Below are 15,661 nucleotides of genomic sequence, written 5' to 3' on the forward strand. Positions count from 1 at the left end.
GAAGGTCGACGATGGCACTGACAATTGACCAGCCGATCGAACAAAAGCAGCAATCCTTGCCGGCAAGACTGTTTGCCAGCCAGACCTTCTGGGTGGTGATCGCGGTCATCCTGGCCTGCCTGTTCCTGTCTTTTGCCACCGACGCCTTCGCCACGTCGAAGAACCTTTACAACATCACCCGCAACATCACCTTCGTCGCCATCATCGCGCTCGGCATGACCTTCGTCATCATCACAGGTGGCATCGACCTGTCGGTCGGTTCGGTGCTCTGCCTGTCGTCGATGGTGCTGGCCGTCACCATGCATGCCGGCTACTCCATCGAGGTCGGCATCCTCGCCTCGATCGCCACCGCGCTCGCCATAGGCGCCTTCAACGGCATCATGATCGCCTATCTCGGCTTTCCACCCTTCGTGGTGACGCTCGGTATGCTGTCGATTGCCCGCAGCCTCGCCATGGTCGCCTCCAACAACACCGTCGTCTTCCAGTTCGGCCCGGATCACGACAAGCTTCTGGCGCTGGGCGGCGGTGCCTGGGTGTTCGGCATCGCCAATCCGGTGCTCTACATGATCCTTTTGGCGCTGATCACCGGCTTCACGCTGCGCTGGACCAAGTTTGGCCGCCACATCTTCGCCATTGGCGGCAATGAGCACGCGGCGACGCTGACCGGCGTTCCCGTCAAGCAGATCAAGGTCGCCGTCTATATGATCTCGGCGCTGGCGGCGGGCATTGCCGGCATCATCCAGACCGGATGGCTGGGCGCCGTCACCACCAATCTCGGAACCGGCATGGAACTGCAGGTCATCGCCGCCACGGTCATTGGCGGCGCCAATCTCGCCGGCGGCGTCGGCACCGCCTTCGGCGCCATTGTCGGTGCCGCGCTCATCGAAGTGATCCGCAACAGCCTTGGTCTGCTCGGCATCAATGCTTTCTGGCAAGGCGTGTTCATCGGCGGCGCCATCCTGCTCGCGGTGCTGTTCGACCGGATCCGCAACTTCAGGCGCAATGACTGAATGTTTTTGGACTGAACCTTTCGGCTGGAAACCGTTGCCTTGACATCGAAATCCCTGTTCGACCTCAACGGCCGGCTGGCGCTGATCACCGGCTCCGGCCAGGGCATCGGCCTGGCGCTGGCGCGCGGCCTTGCCGAGCATGGCGCAAGTGTCGTGCTCAACGGCCGCGATGCCGGCAAGGTTGCCGGTGCTGTCGCCGGCTTGCGCGACGCCGGCTTCAAAGCGCACCCCTCGACCTTCGACGTGGCGGATTCTCGCGCGGTCGATGCCGATGTCGCCCGCATCGAAGCCGAGATCGGCGCCATCGATATCCTGATCAACAATGCCGGCGTGCAGTTTCGCGCCCCGCTCGAGGACTTTCCCGAGGAGCAGTGGGAGCGGCTGTTCAAGACCAATGTCTCCGGCGCCTTCCATGCCGGCAAGGCGGTCGCCCGCAACATGATCGCGCGCGGCAAAGGCAAGATCATCAACATCGGCTCGGTGCAGAGCGAACTCGCCCGGCCCAACATCGCGCCCTATACGGCGACCAAGGGCGCAATCCGCAATTTGACCAGGGGCATGTGCACCGACTGGGCGAAATACGGCTTGCAGATCAATGCCATCGCCCCCGGCTATTTCCGCACCGAGATGAACCAGGCGCTGGTCGACAACCAGGAATTCTCCGCCTGGCTGGAAAAGCGCACGCCGGCCGGCCGCTGGGGGTATGTCGACGAACTGATCGGCGCCGCCGTGTTCCTCGCCTCCGACGCCTCATCCTTCGTCAACGGCCATACGCTTTATGTCGACGGCGGCATGACGGCTTCGGTTTGACGGGAAACCCTATCGCTCAGTCTGAAAATCCACCACTGCCGCCGGCAGCACACAGCGGCTTTCGCCCCGCGCCTTGACGCGACCCCGAACTCAGCCGCACAATCCCGTCGCAGGCGAAGGGAGGCCAGTCGTCTGCGGGAGGTATAACCCATGACGGACGCGATCAGGCTCTATTGGGGCCGGTTCGGACATGTTTCTGTCCTGAATGTCGCCAGCGACTTCGTCACCCATGCGCATGTCGAGGCCCACATCATCATCTGGCTGGAGGGCACGGCCGGCGAGATGACCGTCGGCCGCGAGACGGTGCCGCTGGGTCCCGGCACCGCCGCCGGCATCAATTCCTACCAGCCGCACAGCCACATTCTGTCGCAGAACGGCAGGCCCGGCCTGTTCCTCGCTTTCTACATCGATCCGGATTGGGCGCGCCGGCGCCGCGACCTGCCTTCGTCGGCGCCGTTGTTTGCACAGGCTGCGATCACGCTCGAACCCTGGCTGCACCAGGCCGCCGCCAACCTGCTCGACCATTTGAGCGATAATGAAAGCATCGACGACGTCGCCAATTACGAGATCGAGCGCTTCATCGATAGCCTGCTCGACGCCGCCGACGCCTCGGCGCCGCAGGAGGCGCGCATCCGGGTCAACACAATGCAGGATTTCCGCGTCCGCAAGGCAATCCAGCTGATGAAGGCCAATGTCTGCGAACGCATCTCGTTCGACGACGTCGCCCGCAGCGTCGGCCTGTCGCGGCCGCACTTCTTTGCTTTATTCAAGGAACAGACCAATCTGACGCCCAATGTCTACTGGAACACGCTGCGCATGGAGGAAGCCGTGCGGCAGCTGCAGTGGTCGCAGGAGCCGCTGATCTCGGTCGCCTGCAATCTCGGCTTCACCACCCAGGGCAATTTCTCGCGCTTCTTCCGCGACCATGTCGGGGTGCCGCCGACGCTTTACCGCGAGGCGGCGCGGGCCATGGCCTGAGCCAAGCCGCTCGTTTTTCAGACTCCTTGATAGGGCCGCAAGACCCATTGATAAGCGCAGCGCCGGCCGCCGCCCTACCCTGCAGCGTATCGAATTCGTAGGGGAATGATCATATGGCTGAAGTCACCGTCTCCAGCGTCATCGACGCGCCGGTCGAAAAGGTCTGGGCGCGCATACGCGACTTCAACGGCCTGCCGGGCTGGCATCCGCGCATGGTCAAGAGCCATATCGAAGACGGCAAGAGCGCCGAAACCACCGGCTGCGTGCGTAATTTCGAGCTCGCCAGCGGCGCGCGTATCCGCGAAAAACTGCTCGACTTCTCCGATGCGGATTTCCGCGTCAGCTATTCTATCCTCGAAACGCCGCAGCCGCTGACCAATCACAAAGCGACGCTGCAATTGCGCCGCGTGACCGACGGCGACCGCACCTATGCCGAATGGACCGCGAGCTTCGACGCGGCGCCCGAAGAGGCCGACAAGATCGCCGCCGGCATGGCCGCCAATGTCTTCCAGGGTGGCTTCAATGCATTGAAGAGCCATTTTTCTGGCCAGAGCTGAGTCAGGGGAGACTGCCATGGCGCTTGCCCTCCAGACCTTTTCGGCCGTCAGGGATGCCAACGCGGCGCTGAAGGCGCCCGGCACCCGCTATCTCGGCGGCGGCACGCTGGTCGTGCGCGCCGCCAATGAAGGCGATGTCTCCGTCACCGGCCTCGTCCGCTCGACTGATCCGGCCCTCTCCGGGATCACCGTTGCCGGCGGCAAGGTCCGCATCGGAGCTTCGGTGACAATGGCGGCCATCGCCCGCCATCCCGAGCTTGCGGCGCTGTCCAGGGCTGCGCGCGCCGTCGGCGGCCCGGCGATCCGCAATATGGCGACTGTCGGCGGCAATCTGTTCGCACCCGCGCCCTACGGTGATTTCGCTGTCGCCCTGCTGGCGTTGGATGCGACGGTCGGCACCGATGATGGGGAATTGCCTATCGAGGATTTTCTGGCCAGGCGGGACGGCGGCCGCGCCATTGTCACATCAGTCGCCTTCGCGTTGCCGAAGGCCGAGAATTTCCGCTTCCTGAAAGCGTCGCGGGTCAAGCCGAAGGGCGTCTCGGTGCTCAGCATCGCCGCCGTTCTGGAACAGGCCGGCGACGGCACTGTCTCCTCGGCGCGGATCGCGCTCGGCTGCATGGCAGACCGGCCGATGCGCGCCCGTGCTGCGGAAAAGGCACTGATCGGCAGCAGGCTTGACCAGGACGGCGTCGCAGCGGCGCTGGCTGCAGCCGGTGAAGGCACTTCGCCAATCACCGATCCGATCGCCAGCGCCTGGTATCGCGCCGAGGTTCTCCCGATCCATCTCGGCCGGCTGCTGCTTACTTAACCACCGCTTGGGGGGCGCGTGTCTGTCCGATCAACCGGGCAGGCGCGCTGGGAGGAAAAACATGGCAAAGGTTCCGGTTCAGTTCACGCTCAACGGCTCGGAGAAGGCCGAATTTGTCGACAGCGGCACGACACTGCTGCACGCGCTGCGCGACAAGATCGGCGACACCTCGCCCAAGGGCGGCTGCCACCAGGGCACCTGCGGCGCCTGTTCGGTCATCATCGACGGCGAACTCCGGCTCTCTTGCCTGACCCTGGCCGAGACCTGCAGCGGCGCCGACATCCGCACCACATCGGGCCTCGCTGAGGCCGGCGTGCTGCACCCGCTGCAGCGTGCCTTCCTCGATGCCTTCGCCACGCAATGCGGTTTCTGCACGCCGGGCATGATCATGGCCGCCAAGATGCTGCTCGACCACACGCCCAATCCGAGCCGCGAGGATGTGATCGAGGCGCTGTCCGGCAATATCTGCCGCTGCACCGGCTACGAGCCGATCATCCAGGCGGTGCTGACGGCGGCCCGAGCCAATTCGCAGAACGCGGCCTAAGGACCAAAAGAATGGAACTGCGCAAAAACTATTTCGCCGATCAGCGCAAGGACGGCCTGCACGAGATCGGCCATGGGCGGCCGCGGCTGGATTCGCCGGGACATGTGACGGGCAAGACCGCCTATTTCGCCGACCGCAACGTCCCGAATATGCTTCACCTGAAAATGGTGCGCAGTCCGCACCACCATGCCCGCATCCGTTCGATCGACACTTCCGAAGCGGAGAAGCATCCCGGCGTGGTGAAAATCCTCACCGCCAAGGATGTGCCGCACAATGTCTACACCATCCTGATCCTGATCCAGGTCGGACCGGAAGACGAAACGGTGCTGGCCGACGGCAAGGTGCGCTGGAAGGGCGAGGCAGTGGTCGCGGTGCTGGCCGAGACCGAGCGCGCGGCTCAGGAAGCGGCAGCCAAGGTCAAGGTCGACTACGAGGTGCTGCCGGCCGTCTTCGACATGGAAGAAGCGCTGAAGCCCGGCGCGCCTTTGGTCAACGAATATCACGGCCAGAATTATTACCTCTACGACAGCGGCGAATGCCGCAAGGTGCGCTTCGGCGATGCCGAGGCGGGCTTCGCTGGCGCCGACCACATCCTGGAACAGAGTTATCAATCCTCGCCGATCGAGCATGCGCCGACCGAGACCACGGGTTGCGTCGTGGTGCCGGAAGGCAATGACCGCTTCACCTGCTACACCAACACCCAGGCGATGTTCTTCACCCTCGACAACGCCTCGATCATCCTGCAGATGCCAGGCTCGAAACTGCATTTCGTCGGCGGCACTGTCGGCGGCGGCTTTGGGGGCAAGGTCGACGTCATCGTCGAGCCGATCGCCATTCTTGGCGCCAAGCTCACAGGACGTCCCGTCTCCTTCATCTACAGCCGCGAAGAGGAGATGCAGATCTCCTCACCGCGCGCCGCCGAAAAGATAATCATCAAGGATGGCGTGATGAACGATGGCCGCATCGTGGCTCGCAAGGTGACCGGCTATACCGATGCCGGCGCCTATTCGCGCCACTCGCCTTATGGCGCGCAGAAGGGAGCGGCGCACTATCCCGGGCCCTACACCATTCCCAATGTCTGGATCGACACTTATTGCGTCTACACCAACCGCACCCCCTCCTCCGCCATGCGCGGCTTCGGCGTCACCATCGGCGACTTCGCGCTTGAGGTGCAGATGGACAAGCTGGCGCGGCTGATCGGCATGGACCCGCTCGAATTTCGCTTCATCAACGCCTATCGCGACGGTGACATGAAGGCACATCGCCAGCCGACCGAAGGAGCGGCGCTAATCGAGTGCATGCAGGAGGCGTCGCGCGCCGCCAACTGGCCGGTGGCGGAGAAGTATATGGCGATGTCCTCCTACACGAAGGGAGCTTGAGATGGCGATAAGGCGCGGACGCGGCGTCGCCGCGATCAACTATCCGACGGGCATGAACCTTGGCGGCGACCCGACGCAGGCGCTGGTGCATTCGACGCCGACCGGCAATTTCATGGTGACGCTTTCCAGCGTCGATCTCGGTCAGGGCTTGAAGCAGATCATGGCGCAGATCTGCGCCGAGACCATCGGCGTGCCGACGGACCGGGTTACCATCGACACCGCCGACACCGACACCGGTCCGCACTGCATGGGCACCTTCGCCTCGCGCGGCACCCACCGCGCCGGCAACGCCGTCATCCAGGCGGCCAAGGAAGCGCGCCAGGTGATGCTGGAAGTGGCGGCGGAAGAGCTGGAGGTGAACGCCTCCGATCTCGAAACTGATGGCGAGGGCAACATTCTGGTCAAGGGCGCGCCGCAAAAGTCGATCTCGATCTTCGATGTCGCGCTGTCGGCTCATTTCAAGCGTGGCCGCTCGATCTCAGGCCGCGGCATGTTCCTGATCCCGCGCTCCTATCCGGAGAAAGAGACCGGCGCGATGAAGCCGTCGACCTGCTACGCCCATGCCTGCACGGTGGCCGAGGTCGAGGTCGATGACGAGACAGGCGAGGTTACGGTGCTGACCGTCAAGAACGTCTTCGAGATCGGCCGCGCGCTGAACCCGAAAATGGTCGAGCAGCAACTGGTCGGCGGTTCCTGGATGGGCATCAGCCACGCGCTCTACGAAACGACCGAGCCCTATTATCCCAACCGCGACCATGGCGGCACCGACTTCAACCAGTATCTGATGCCGGGACCGGGCGATCTCGCCCAAACCGAGATCATCGTGCTGGAGCGGCCGTCGGCGGATGGTCCTTACGGTGCCAAAGGGCCAGGCGAAATGTGCGCGAACCCGCAGATCCCCGCGGTTGCCAATGCCGTCTTCGACGCCGTCGGCGTGCGCATCGACACGCTGCCGATCACACCGGAGCGCATATTGCGCGCGCTGAAGGCGCAAGCGGCCAATTGATGACGCCAGAGGTGAACGCAGAGACTGTCGCGACCTCACCGGAGGCGGTGGCACGCCACCTCGCTGGATCGCGCTATCTCGCCGACGACAGCCTGGCGACGGCGATCTTCCTGGCCATACGGCTGGGCAAGCCGTTGCTGCTCGAAGGCGCGCCCGGCGTCGGCAAGACCGAAGCGGCCAAGGCGATCGCGCAGCTGCTGGGCCGCGATCTGGTGCGGCTGCAATGCTATGAAGGAATCGACGCAGCACACGCGCTCTATGAATGGAACTACCAGCGCCAGTTGCTCGCCATCCGCCATGCCGGCGAGCACGAGATCGACATCTATGACGACCGCTTTCTGATCGCGCGGCCATTGCTGCAGGTGCTGCGGGCGCCGGAGCAGCGCGTGCTGCTGGTCGACGAGATCGACCGCTCCGACCACGAATTCGAAGCGCTACTTCTGGAATTCCTCTCCGACTTCCAGATCAGCATTCCCGAACGCGGCACCATCCGCGCCGAAGCGCAGCCGATCGTCATCCTGACGTCGAACCGCACCCGCGAACTCGCCGAAGCGCTCCGGCGCCGCTGCGTCTATCACTGGATCGGCTATCCCGACGCCGAGCGCGAAGCCGCCATCATCATGCTGCGCGCCGGCAATGTCGCCGAGACCACCGCGCGCGCCGTGGCGAATGCCGTGCAGCAGATCCGCGTCCGCCCGCTGGCCAAGCCGCCCGGCATCTCCGAGGCCGTAGAATGGGCCAACGCCGCCACCATCCTGGAGAAGGGCGGCAGCCCGTGGCCGGAAGCCTTCCGCCGCGCCATCGGCGTGCTGATCAAGGACGAGGAGGATTTGTCCGCGATCGCGCCGGAGCTTGGCCGGATTGTCGAGGAGGCGCTGGGGTGACGTGTGAGGTCAACAGCTCGTTCACAGCGAGGTGGCCTCACCTGGGCACTCTGCAACGCTGGCGGGACAGCGCCCCCCTCTGTCCTGCCGGACATCTCCCCCACAAGGGGGGAGATCAGCCGTCATCCTGGCTTTCGCCAATCTCCAGCGGCGCAGAAAGAACCGAAGCGCCGAAGCCGCCAATCTCCCCCCTTGAGGGGGAGATGTCCGGCAGGACAGAGGGGGGCGCGAAGGAATGATGCGTCAGGGAACCCTTCCTCTCGCCTCCGCGCCCTTCCTCCACTTCGCCCGGCTGCTGCGCCGCCACGCCTTTGCCGTCGCCCCCGAGCAGGTCTCCAGCTTCATGCAGGCGGTCACCCTGCTCGGTCCCCGCTCGATGGCCGACATCCGCGAGGCGGCGCTCGCAACGCTTGCCCCCCCGCCCGATCGCCGCGGCGAATTCGAGACGCATTTTCGCAATCACTTCCATGGCGATGGCCAACCCTCGATCGAAGGCGAGGAAGACGAGGAAACCCGCATCAAGGACGATCACAGCACGCGCCAGGAGGAGAAACAGACCACGCGCCAGGAGAAAGGCGGCGAGCTGTCGTCGGCAATCGAACAGCTCAGCAGCCGCGACTTCCTCCGCGACGACGATGGCCTTGGGCCCTTCCGCCGCAAGCTCGCTTCAGCCCTCCCCGCGCGCCGCTCATTCCGCACCGTGCGCACCCATTCGCGCGGCAAGCTCGATCTGCGCCGCTCGCTCAGGGAAATCGTCACCGCCGATGGCGATATCCCCTCGCCGCAGCTCCGCCGCCGCCAGACGGTGCCGCGCAAGCTGCTGATCCTGATCGATGTTTCCGGCTCGATGAAGCTGCATACATCGGATTATCTCAAACTGGCGCACGCCGCCGTACAAGGCGCTGACCGTGCCGAAATCTTCACCTTCGGCACTCGGCTCACCCGCATCACATCCGCACTGCGTATCCGCGATCGCGACCAGGCTCTCGCCCGAGCGGCGGCACTCGTCGACGACTGGGACGGCGGCACGCGCATGGGACCGACCCTGCTCGCCTTCCTCTCGGTGCCGCGGTTATCGGCCTTCGCGCGCGGTGCCGCTGTGATCATCCTGTCGGACGCGCTGGAGCGCGGCGACCATGCCGATCTAGAGACCGCGATACGCCGCCTGAGCGCCCGCGCCTTTCGCCTGTCGCTGGCCACACCTTTGGCCGGCGATCCGCGCTTCCAGCCGGCAACGGCGGCGTTGCGCGCCATCTTGCCCGATCTCGACGATCTCATCGACGGCTCTTCGCTCGGGAGTCTCACCGATTTCATCCTGTCGCTCGCCCGCCCCGCCCCGGCGGCGTCGGCAATCTGGAAAAGGGTATCGTGATGCAGAAAGCCATCGACGCGCATTTCCACATCTGGCGCCAGCAGGACCAGCCATGGCTGGTCGGGCCGATGGTGCCGCGCATTTTCGGCCCCTACGAACCGATCCGCCGCGACTATCCGATCGAGGAATTTCTCGCCGATCAGCAAGGCGCAGGTGTCGAGAAGGCCGTCTATGTCCAGACCAACTGGGCCAAGGAGGATTTCGAAAAAGAAGTCGCCTTCCTGCAGAAGACTGCCGACCAGACCGGCTGGCCGCACGCTATCGTCGGCTATACCGATATGACTGTCGACGATGTCCGGCCCCAGATCGATCGATTGAAAAAGTACCCGCTGCTGCGCGGCGTGCGCATGCAGCTGCATTGGCACGAGACGCCGGCCTTCCGCTTCGCTGCCTCGGCCGATCAGGTCATCGACCCCAGGGTGCGGGCCAATGTCGCGCGGCTTAAAGACTATGGCCTGTCCTTCGACCTGCAGCTTTTCCCCGCCCAGATGAAGAACGGGCTGACGCTCGTCGGCGAGAACCCCGACACCAATTTCATCCTCACCCATGCCGGCATGCTGACCGGCATGGAGCCGGAAACCACCGAGGCCTGGAAAGCCGGCCTGAGTACTCTATCAACAGCGCCGAACTTCTACGCCAAGCTGTCGGGCCTCGGCACCTTCGCCCACCGCAACGATCCGGCGTTGATTGCCTACATCGTCGACAATGCCATCGACATTCTGGGCGCTGACCACCTGATGTTCGGCTCCAACTTCCCGATAGAGAAGCTCTGGACCAGCCACGCCGAACTGATCAAGGCGCATCGTGCAGCCGTGGCGAAGCACGGTCCGGTGGCGGAAGCGGATATCTTTTGGAATACAGCAGAGAAGGTTTACAGACCGGCATAGCGCACGCTTTCCCTTCTCCCACAGGGGAGAAGGGAAAGCCGCCCCTCACTTCACTTCGAACTCAGGATCGACCGGAATCTGCATCGCAGTCACCAGATGGTTGGTCTGCCCGGCCAGCCCGATGATCGACACCAGATCGCCATGCTGCGCATCGGTCAAGCCTTTGGCCCGCGCCGCAGCCGTGTGCGAATGGACGCAATAGGAGCAGCCATTGGCGGTCGACACAGCGATGTAGATCATCTCCTTGGTCAGCGGATCGATGGCGCTTTCCGTAGCCATCACCACTTTCACCTGGTCCCATGTCCGTTTCAGCAAGGCCGGATCGTTGGCCAGCCCGCGCCAGAAATTGTTGACGAAGTCCGACTTGCGCGTCGCGCGGATGTCGTCGAACACAGCCTTCGCAACCGGGATTTTTTCGACCTCGGCATCGCTGAGGAGTTTTGTGGCGGCCATGGCGTTTCCTTTCGTTGAATCGGTGGATCAGGTGGTTGAATCAGGTCTCGAGCAAGGGCGGCTAACCGGCTATTCCGATTCAGTTTTTGATGCTGACAGAACCATGGCGATTGGCCGAAGCATCTCAGCTTCGTCATTCAGGGGCGAAGCAGGCGCGAAGCGCCGTCGCGGAGACCCGAGCATGACGAAGGCGCTGAGGCCTTGGCCAATTGGTGACGTATGCGCACCGTCAAACACCGACCGGCAACCTAGTGCACTGCCGCATACATGATCTTCTCCTCCGTCGCCTCCGCCGGCGAGAACTCCTCCACGATGCGCCCCTGTCGGCACACCAGAATCCGATCCGACAGGTTCATGATTTCCGGCAGGTAGGACGAGATCACCACCACGGCCAACCCCTCGTCGGCCAGCCGGTTGATGATCTGGTGGATCTCGGCGATGGCGCCGACATCGACGCCGCGCGTCGGCTCGTCGAAGATCACGATACGCGGCTGCTGCACCAGCCCCTTGCCGATCACCACCTTCTGCTGGTTGCCGCCGGAAAGCTCGACCACGCGGGCATTGTCGTTGATCGCCTTGATGTTCAGCGTCTTCGTCCATTCAGCGGAAAGCGTGCGCATCTCCTGCTGGTTGATCACCCAGGCCTTTTCGCGGCCCGCCGCCAGGAGCCCGCCGAACAGGTTCTCGGCAACGCCCATCGTCTCGAAAATGCCCTCGCTCTTGCGGTCCTCGGTAACATAGACGATGCCGTCGGCGACCGCTTCGCTCGGCACGATATAGCGCACCGGCCGGTCGTCCAGCTCGATGGCGCCGCCGCGCAGGAAATCGCGCTTGTAGATGCCGGAGACGATCTTGAAGGTCTCGGTGCGGCCGGAGCCGATCAGCCCGAACACACCGGTGATCTGTGCCTGAAAGATCGAGAAGGAGGTGTTGCGCACGACATTGCTCATCGAAATGTCCTGCACCGACAGCACCTTCTTGCCGGCCTTGCGCAGCCTGGCCTCGTCGCGCTGGCGATAGATCTGTCCCGACAGTGTACGCCCGACCATGGCGGCGACGATCTTGTCGCGATCGAAGGCCGATGTGTCGTCGGTTATGACCAGCTCGCCATCGCGCAGGATTGTGATGCGGTCGGCGATCATCAGCGCCTCTTCCAATGCATGGCTGATGAAGACGATCGAGACGCCGTTCGCCTTCAGCCGCCGGATCAGCGCGAAGAAGTGCCGCTTCTCCTCCGGCGTCAGCGTCGCCGTCGGCTCGTCGAAGATGATGATCTCGGCATTGTGGTGAACGGCGCGCGCGATCTCGACCATCTGACGCTTGGCCGCGCCCAGCGTCGCCACCATGGCGTTGGGGTCGACCGGAAAGTTCAGCGACTGCAAAAACTGCTGCGCCGAAATGTAGGTGCCGCGCAGCCGGTTGAGGAATTTTTCGGTGTCGAGATAGAGGTTTTGCGCCACCGTCATCGACGGCACCAGGCTGGTCTCCTGGAACACCATGGCGATGCCGGCCTCGAGCGCCGCATGCGGCGACGCATAAGCGATCTCGCGGCCTTTGTGGAACATCTTGCCTGAGGTGGCGTCGACGACGCCGGCGATGATCTTGGTCAGCGTGGATTTGCCGGCGCCGTTCTCGCCGAGCAGCGCGTGGATTTCGCCCTTGCGCAGTTCGAAGCTGACTTGTCTGACCGCGGGCACGCCGCGATAGTTCTTGGTGACATTTTCCAGGCGCACGATCGGTTCCATCAGAGACCTCCTGCGTCGATGGCCAGCACGCAATCGCCGCCCCTGGAGGCGATGAACAGGCGGCCGTCCGTTTCCGCCACGCTGCAGATGCCATGGCGCGTGCCGTCGGCGCGGCTGTGCAGGCTGAATTGCGGCTGCATGTTCTGATCGAGCCTGACCACCAGCCCATAGGAGCGGCTCGGCGACCAGGGCTTGTGGATGCCCATGGTGCGGATGCCGCCGCATTGCAGCGGTTCGAGGAAGCTGCGATTGGAGGCCAAAGCCGGCGCGATCCAGTAGGCCGGCGCCACCTGGTCTAGCATGTCGCGCCGATAGTGGGTTTCCTGGAGAACGAATTCGATCAGCCGGTTGCGTGGCGCGAACAGAGCCAGCCACGCGCCGCCATCGCCGGCCGGCGCGAGGCGCGCGGGATAGCCGGGCAGATGCGTCAGCACGGTCGAGCGGCTACCGGTCGCACCATCGAAGCGAACGAGCTGATGGCGCCAGCTTTCGCTGACCAGCACATCCCGCCCAATGGGATGCAGCCCATAGGGAAAGGCGATATCGCCGGCCACTTTGCGGAACTCGGCGGCGGCCGCGTCCCGCCTCCAAAGCGAACCGGACGCGCCCTTCTTCATCAGGTCGGCGGCCCATTGCGACGGCGTGTGCTCAGCCGAGCCATTGGCCAGCCACAACGTGCCGTCGTCTGCATAGGCAAGCGCGGTGATGCAGCTGACGCCGGCCGGCAGCGAAACCTCCTTGCCGGCAACCAGCAGCTTGCCGCTTTCCAACCCCACCGTCAGTTCGCCCGACAGTGATAGAGCCAGCGCCGTGATGGGGGAAGGAAAGGTCCCGACAACCTTCGGCTCCACCCCTGCGGCAAGCGAATATACCGCATTGCCGCTGGAAACGAGCAGCCGGCCATCGGCAACCAGAAGATTGTCGGGCTCCGTCAAATCGGCGAACACTGGCGCCTCGTCCAGCCGCGTGTTGGGACGGAAGGCACCGTCGAGCGGTGGGATGGTCACCGCCTTGCCACGAAACAGGTCGAGCACAGGATCGAGGATCATGGCTTCGCTCCCCAATAAGAAGCGGAACTGGTCCAGTTCGGGTCGGCGCCCGCAATCTTGTAGCGGCCGATGCGGTTGTTAAGGATGCCGCCGACGAACAGGAAACCCTTGTGCTCGCGCATCGAGGTGACCATCGGATGCGCGCCGCCGGTAAGGTCGCCCATCGCCTCGACAATGCCGCCCTTGTCGTTGAATTTCACCACGCCGCCGGTGTTGATGTTGGGGAACAGCCACTCGTCCTGCGGCAGCCGGCGCGTCATGCGCTTGCGCATATCGGGATGGCGCAGCGACAGGTCGAAGCTCGGCGTGCGCATGCCGAGCCATGCCATCCAGTAATTGCCGTCCGACGCCCGGTTGATGTTGTCGGGATAGCCCGGCATGTCGCGGATGACGCATTCGGCGGTGCCTGCTTTCGGCCCTTCCAGCCAGTATCGATGCACACGGCAGGCCCAGCTCTCAGCGAAGAACAGCGACTTCCCGTCATGCGCCATGCACACGCCATTGGTGTAGCGGTAGCCGTCGAGCAGTGTCTTCGTCGAACCGTCCTTCGGGTCATAAACCAGCAGCCGGCCGGTGGCGCGGTTCTCGATCGAGTCCAGCGCCCAATCGTGGGCGTCATAGCGCTTGGTGGAGTCAGTGAAATAGATCCGCCCGTCCGGCGCGATGTCGCAATCGTTGGGGTCGCGCAGCCGCGCATCGTCGACGATCGAGGTCCAGGAACGCGACGTCTCCGCCGACAGGCGTTTCACATCCCGATCCGGCGAGACGGAATAGAGCCCCATGGCGCCGACGCAGCTGATCAGATTGCCCGATTTGTCGAAGGCCAGGCCCAGCGGAAAGCCGCCGATATGGGCAAACACCTCCGATTTCATATAGTCCGGCGCGAAGAAGCGGACGATCTCGCCATGGCGCGTGCCGCAATAGAGGTGATCGTCGCGGTCGAGGATGACGTCTTCCGGCCCTTCCAACTCGCCGAGCCCGATATGGTCGGCCGCCGACAGCCGGTTGTCGAGCGCGTAGGGCGTGCCTGAGCCCGGCACCGCAGACTGTGTCTCGCCCATCTTGAGATAGACCGGCGCGACATAGACTTCGTTGAGCACCTTATGGCGGTTCTTCAGCCAGCGGATGTCGATCGTCACCGCCACCGCCAGCATGATGCCCAGCACCATCTGGTTGGTGCCGGTGCCATAGCCCAGCCGGATCAGCCCGTTGGTCATGGTCAGCACGATGATGGCGCCCATCAGCCCCTTGATGACCGAGCCGCGGCCACCACCCAAGCTGACGCCGCCGACCACCGCCGCCGTCAGCGCCATGATCTCAAGGTTGAGGCCGGTGCCCGGCCCTGCCCCACTCAGGCGGCAAGCGATCAGGAAGCCGCCGATCGAGGCGCAGAAGCCGGAAAAGACATAGGTCATGAACACGGTGCGGCGCACGCGAATGCCGGCATTGTGCGCCGAGCGCCTGGAGCCTCCGACCGCCAGCACATGCCAGCCCGGCCGTGAGCGCGTCAGCGCGATATGGGTGACGATGGCAAGAATGATCGCCAGCCACACCGAGACCGAAAGCCCCCAGAAGGTGCTGTCGCCGATGAAGTCGAGCACACCCGATGTCGCCTGGGAAAGCTGCACGTCGGCGGCATAGGTGGTGACGAGAATATCGAACAGCGCCCGGCCGAAGATGAACGTCACCAGGGTGGTGAGGAAGGCGCGCAGCCTGAGGTAGCCGACGAGGTAGCCGTTGACGGCGCCGAAGATCAGGCCGGTGGCGAGCGATGCCGCCAGCGCCAGCCAGATAGACTGTTCGAGAATGAAGAAGACATAGACGGCGGAGAAACAGGACAGCGCGAAGATCGAGCCGACGGACAGGTCGATGCCGCCGCCCAGCATCACCACCGTCATGCCGGTGACTACCATCGAGAACTCGCCGAGCTGGCGGGTCGATTCCTGCAGCGAGGTCAGCTTGAAGAAGCCGGGAATGATCGAGCCGAACACGCTGAGCGTCGCCACCAGCGCCAGGAACGGGATGGCGTTGTCGGTCCAGCGTTTTGTCAGGATCTCGCCGACCAGATGGTCGGGCACGAGATTGTAGCGCCAGGACTGGAGGCGTTCGCGAAAGGACATCGGCGGCTGCTATTCCATGAGGGAACGAGGTGACCGGATTGTCCAGTCACCTCGTT

Annotated in this window: 15 protein-coding genes; 11 read left to right on the top strand and 4 right to left on the bottom strand. The window is 63.9% G+C overall.

The features are described from left to right. Positions 1-11: 11 nt before the first annotated feature. The 11 genes from X756_RS155265 (at position 12) to X756_RS155215 (ending at position 10,238) form a co-directional block, all read left to right on the top strand. A complete protein-coding gene (locus X756_RS155265; protein WP_023673048.1) occupies positions 12-1,010 on the top strand; it encodes an ABC transporter permease in 999 nt (332 codons plus the stop codon). Positions 1,011-1,049: 39 nt separating this feature from the next. Beyond that, positions 1,050-1,820: an SDR family oxidoreductase gene (locus X756_RS155260; protein WP_031238065.1), complete on the top strand. Its 771-nt coding sequence runs from the start codon at positions 1,050-1,052 to the stop codon at positions 1,818-1,820. A gap of 150 nt (positions 1,821-1,970) precedes the next feature. Beyond that, the gene (locus tag X756_RS155255; RefSeq protein ID WP_023673046.1) at positions 1,971-2,798 is read left to right on the top strand and encodes an AraC family transcriptional regulator; all 828 of its coding nucleotides are present in this window, start codon (positions 1,971-1,973) and stop codon (positions 2,796-2,798) included. A gap of 113 nt (positions 2,799-2,911) precedes the next feature. After that, complete coding sequence (locus X756_RS155250) at positions 2,912-3,355, top strand: SRPBCC family protein (RefSeq protein WP_023729413.1); 444 nt, start codon at positions 2,912-2,914, stop codon at positions 3,353-3,355. 16 nt (positions 3,356-3,371) lie between these two features. Further along, positions 3,372-4,166 (top strand): FAD binding domain-containing protein, encoded by a 795-nt coding sequence (locus X756_RS155245; RefSeq protein ID WP_023729414.1) that lies wholly within the window; start codon positions 3,372-3,374, stop codon positions 4,164-4,166. Between the two features lie 61 nt (positions 4,167-4,227). Further along, positions 4,228-4,710, top strand: a complete 483-nt coding sequence (locus X756_RS155240) for a (2Fe-2S)-binding protein (protein ID WP_023729415.1) — start codon at positions 4,228-4,230, stop codon at positions 4,708-4,710. 11 nt (positions 4,711-4,721) lie between these two features. Next, positions 4,722-6,089, top strand: a complete 1,368-nt coding sequence (locus X756_RS1000000170370; protein ID WP_023729416.1) for a xanthine dehydrogenase family protein molybdopterin-binding subunit — start codon at positions 4,722-4,724, stop codon at positions 6,087-6,089. Between the two features lies 1 nt (position 6,090). Beyond that, entirely contained in the window at positions 6,091-7,095 is a 1,005-nt protein-coding gene (locus X756_RS1000000170375; RefSeq protein ID WP_023690781.1) for a molybdopterin cofactor-binding domain-containing protein, read from the top strand. Continuing rightward, positions 7,095-7,979, top strand: a complete 885-nt coding sequence (locus tag X756_RS155225; protein WP_023729417.1) for a MoxR family ATPase — start codon at positions 7,095-7,097, stop codon at positions 7,977-7,979. The genes X756_RS1000000170375 and X756_RS155225 overlap by 1 nt, the downstream gene beginning before the upstream one ends. Positions 7,980-8,214: 235 nt before the next feature. Continuing rightward, positions 8,215-9,351: a VWA domain-containing protein gene (locus tag X756_RS155220; RefSeq protein WP_023729418.1), complete on the top strand. Its 1,137-nt coding sequence runs from the start codon at positions 8,215-8,217 to the stop codon at positions 9,349-9,351. After that, positions 9,351-10,238 (top strand): amidohydrolase, encoded by an 888-nt coding sequence (locus X756_RS155215; protein WP_023705629.1) that lies wholly within the window; start codon positions 9,351-9,353, stop codon positions 10,236-10,238. Before X756_RS155220 ends, X756_RS155215 begins: the two co-directional genes overlap by 1 nt. A gap of 45 nt (positions 10,239-10,283) precedes the next feature. Here the strand turns inward: X756_RS155215 and X756_RS155210 are convergent, their stop codons facing one another. The 4 genes from X756_RS155210 to X756_RS155195 all read right to left on the bottom strand — a co-directional run bounded on the left by X756_RS155210 (position 10,284) and on the right by X756_RS155195 (position 15,605). Next, a complete protein-coding gene (locus tag X756_RS155210; RefSeq protein ID WP_023729419.1) occupies positions 10,284-10,691 on the bottom strand; it encodes a carboxymuconolactone decarboxylase family protein in 408 nt (135 codons plus the stop codon). 248 nt (positions 10,692-10,939) lie between these two features. Beyond that, on the bottom strand, positions 10,940-12,436 hold the full coding sequence (locus tag X756_RS155205; RefSeq protein WP_023729420.1) for a sugar ABC transporter ATP-binding protein: 1,497 nt from the start codon (positions 12,434-12,436) through the stop codon (positions 10,940-10,942). Then, a complete protein-coding gene (locus X756_RS155200; protein ID WP_023729421.1) occupies positions 12,436-13,485 on the bottom strand; it encodes a hypothetical protein in 1,050 nt (349 codons plus the stop codon). Before X756_RS155200 ends, X756_RS155205 begins: the two co-directional genes overlap by 1 nt. Further along, positions 13,482-15,605, bottom strand: coding sequence for an SMP-30/gluconolactonase/LRE family protein (locus X756_RS155195; RefSeq protein WP_023729422.1), 2,124 nt, complete (start codon positions 15,603-15,605; stop codon positions 13,482-13,484). The genes X756_RS155200 and X756_RS155195 overlap by 4 nt, the downstream gene beginning before the upstream one ends. Between the last annotated feature and the right edge of the window lie 56 nt (positions 15,606-15,661).

The sequence above is a fragment of the Mesorhizobium sp. LNJC405B00 genome, assembly GCF_000502615.1.
GTDB lineage: Bacteria > Pseudomonadota > Alphaproteobacteria > Rhizobiales > Rhizobiaceae > Mesorhizobium.

Coding starts and splice junctions, on each gene's coding strand:
- X756_RS155245 (WP_023729414.1), top strand. CDS start 3,372: ATGGCGCTTGCCCTCCAGACCTTTTCGGCCGTCAGGGATGCCAACGCG.
- X756_RS155215 (WP_023705629.1), top strand. CDS start 9,351: ATGCAGAAAGCCATCGACGCGCATTTCCACATCTGGCGCCAGCAGGAC.
- X756_RS155240 (WP_023729415.1), top strand. CDS start 4,228: ATGGCAAAGGTTCCGGTTCAGTTCACGCTCAACGGCTCGGAGAAGGCC.
- X756_RS155210 (WP_023729419.1), bottom strand. CDS start 10,691: ATGGCCGCCACAAAACTCCTCAGCGATGCCGAGGTCGAAAAAATCCCG.
- X756_RS155205 (WP_023729420.1), bottom strand. CDS start 12,436: ATGGAACCGATCGTGCGCCTGGAAAATGTCACCAAGAACTATCGCGGC.
- X756_RS155220 (WP_023729418.1), top strand. CDS start 8,215: ATGATGCGTCAGGGAACCCTTCCTCTCGCCTCCGCGCCCTTCCTCCAC.
- X756_RS155250 (WP_023729413.1), top strand. CDS start 2,912: ATGGCTGAAGTCACCGTCTCCAGCGTCATCGACGCGCCGGTCGAAAAG.
- X756_RS1000000170375 (WP_023690781.1), top strand. CDS start 6,091: ATGGCGATAAGGCGCGGACGCGGCGTCGCCGCGATCAACTATCCGACG.
- X756_RS155225 (WP_023729417.1), top strand. CDS start 7,095: ATGACGCCAGAGGTGAACGCAGAGACTGTCGCGACCTCACCGGAGGCG.
- X756_RS1000000170370 (WP_023729416.1), top strand. CDS start 4,722: ATGGAACTGCGCAAAAACTATTTCGCCGATCAGCGCAAGGACGGCCTG.
- X756_RS155200 (WP_023729421.1), bottom strand. CDS start 13,485: ATGATCCTCGATCCTGTGCTCGACCTGTTTCGTGGCAAGGCGGTGACC.
- X756_RS155195 (WP_023729422.1), bottom strand. CDS start 15,605: ATGTCCTTTCGCGAACGCCTCCAGTCCTGGCGCTACAATCTCGTGCCC.
- X756_RS155265 (WP_023673048.1), top strand. CDS start 12: ATGGCACTGACAATTGACCAGCCGATCGAACAAAAGCAGCAATCCTTG.
- X756_RS155255 (WP_023673046.1), top strand. CDS start 1,971: ATGACGGACGCGATCAGGCTCTATTGGGGCCGGTTCGGACATGTTTCT.